The 2,319-nt window shown below is 61.4% G+C and carries 1 protein-coding gene; it reads left to right on the top strand.

Annotated features, from left to right (window positions below; translation table 11 throughout):
• On the top strand, positions 1-1,516 hold a 1,516-nt coding region (locus ACXJKH_RS18870), incomplete at its 5' end, for a MobA/MobL family protein (RefSeq protein WP_457321667.1).
• Positions 1,517-2,319: the final 803 nt, after the last annotated feature.

The raw sequence follows: 2,319 nt of genomic DNA, 5'->3' as shown, positions 1-2,319 counted from the left end.
CAGCCGTGCGCGAGGCCAGTCCGCCGTCGCAGCGGCCGCCTATCGCGGCGGCCTGCGCCTTAAGGACTTTCAGACAGGACAAGTGCACGACTATCGGCGCCGCGGTGGCGTCGTCGCAAGCAGCTGCCTGGGCCCTCCAGGAGCGCCGCCATGGGCCCTAATTCCAGGCGAACTCTGGCCCGCGGTCGAAGCGGCCGAGCGTCGCAAAGACGCAACGATTGCACGCGAATTCGAAGTGTCGCTGCCACACGAGCTCGATGCCGAACAGCGCAGTGAACTTGCTTGGGCGATTGCTGATGTGTTGGTAGCCCGCTATGAGTTCGTCGTCCAAGCAAGCATCCATTCGCCGCCAACCACTGACGGTGTGAACCACCACGTCCACATCCTGGCAAGCACACGACGGATCACCGGAGAGAGGTTTGGAGACAAGACCACAGAGCTGGATGGTGGGCCGACGGGGCGTATCGAGGTGGAGTGGGTTCGCGAGGCCGTGGCGTCCACGATCAACTCGCATCTGGAGGCGGCCGGCATCCGTTCCCGCGTGGACCATCGCAGCTTGGAGGAGCAGGCCCAGACAGCATTGTTGGACGGTGATCCGATACGGGCAACGCTGCTATCTAGGGAACCTACTCGTCATCAAGGAAAGGTCGCGACGGCGCTTGCCAGGAGAGGTCAGGCCACCCACGTTGAAGAGACCAATCTGTCGATTCAGCAGGAAAACGACCAAGAGTTCGAATCGCTGATCCACGACGCTGTGGCAGAGGGTCGGGCCATTGGACTTCCTCCCACGCACGATCACCGGGCAGCCCTCGCTGAGCGAGCCAAGCAGAAGTCTGCCGCGCCGTTCCTCGCGGTCGGCGATCTCAGGATTGAGGGAGTGATGGGCATTCGCCTACCTCCCATTGAGAACGGTGTCTTGGGGCCAGAGCGCCCCCCGAGGCAGTGGAACTGCCTCGAGTGGATTGATGTTGCACTGAGAGACCTGTGGGAGATTACCCAAGCCCGCGCTGATTTGGCTTTGGGCGTTGTTCGGGAGTGGCTTGCAGGTGTGCGCCGTCACGTGGTCCGCTTTGGTGACACCGCCCAGGCACGCCCCTTGGTCGCACCTGTTGCGGTCAAGATCCGCACGCTCAAGCAGGCGTTGCTGAGAAGGGGGCGGAGGGAGGGCGCGGTCCGGCGAGCAGACCGGCTTCACCACATGGCGCAGCAGCAGTGGGAGAGCTTCAACGCGGACCACCCACGAGAAGGGAGCCAGTGGTCGCCCAAGGAATGGGCCAAACGCCGAGAGAGGCGTCTGGCTGTGCTCGAGATGCGGTCCATCGAGTTGGCTAAGGCCCAAGAGATGGCGACTCAGCCGGCGCTGGACGCCGCCGAAAGAGACATCCTTCAACAAGCGTCGGAGTTGGCTCAGTCTTGCGGTGAGTTGCCCGTATTCGTGTCGCCATCGGTGCGCCGGGGCCCGCTGGTGCCTCGGCCTGGTCCGACATCGCGTCCGTCGGCGCCGCCGAGTCCATAAAGCGAGAGGCCCCGCAGTTGCGGGGCCTCTTCTTACTCAGTGCAGACCAGGTCGTCTGCCGAGCTTTGGCTTCGGACCGGGCATCGGCGTGTTGATCCTGCTGCTCCGCCATTGCTCCATTGATTCCGGCATTTCCGGTGGTGGGAGTGAGCGGTCAACGGGCATTCTCAGCGATGTGCCGGCTGCGGGCGGGGGAGTAAAGCCCCCTGGGGGCGTAGTCGGCCCCCACTGCCTAATCAGTTCGGCGGCGACATCCAAAGCATGCCGAACATCTACGTCCCGATCGTCGATGTCCCGACTCGACGTCTGAACCATGAGGGCGCTGAGCAATTGGCTGGCGATGTGGAGCTGTGTGTCGTGGTGCATAGAGCCTTCCTTTTCGTTAGTGGACGGCCCCATCCAAGCACCCATACCCATAGTCGCCAAATGAGAAATGAGAGGAATTTCACATATCTGAACTTCCAATTCGACCTTAGATCTCGCCCTTAGATGTATCTCCGCACCCGCAGCCATCGGGGCGCCTTGGGTCACGAGATCGTTGGCCAACGGTGCCGACACCGGGAGGCTTGGCCACCTGCAGGGCGGTACCAACCGTACTCAAGACTGGCTATGATCGAGGAAACATCCCAAGGAAACCTGCCGAAGAAGCTTTCCGCAACGGATAGAATCGGTTAGATCGGTGGTGATCCGATCCCACTCTCTCCGCCAATCAAGCATAAGTCATTGATTCTAAATGCGAATTTTTGATACGTCCTGATTGGTAGGCAGAAAGCATGCAGAGGCGACAATCGCATGCGCATCCC

Source organism: Stenotrophomonas sp. P5_B8 (assembly GCF_054049855.1).
This window is presented reverse-complemented; position numbering and strand designations above follow the sequence as displayed.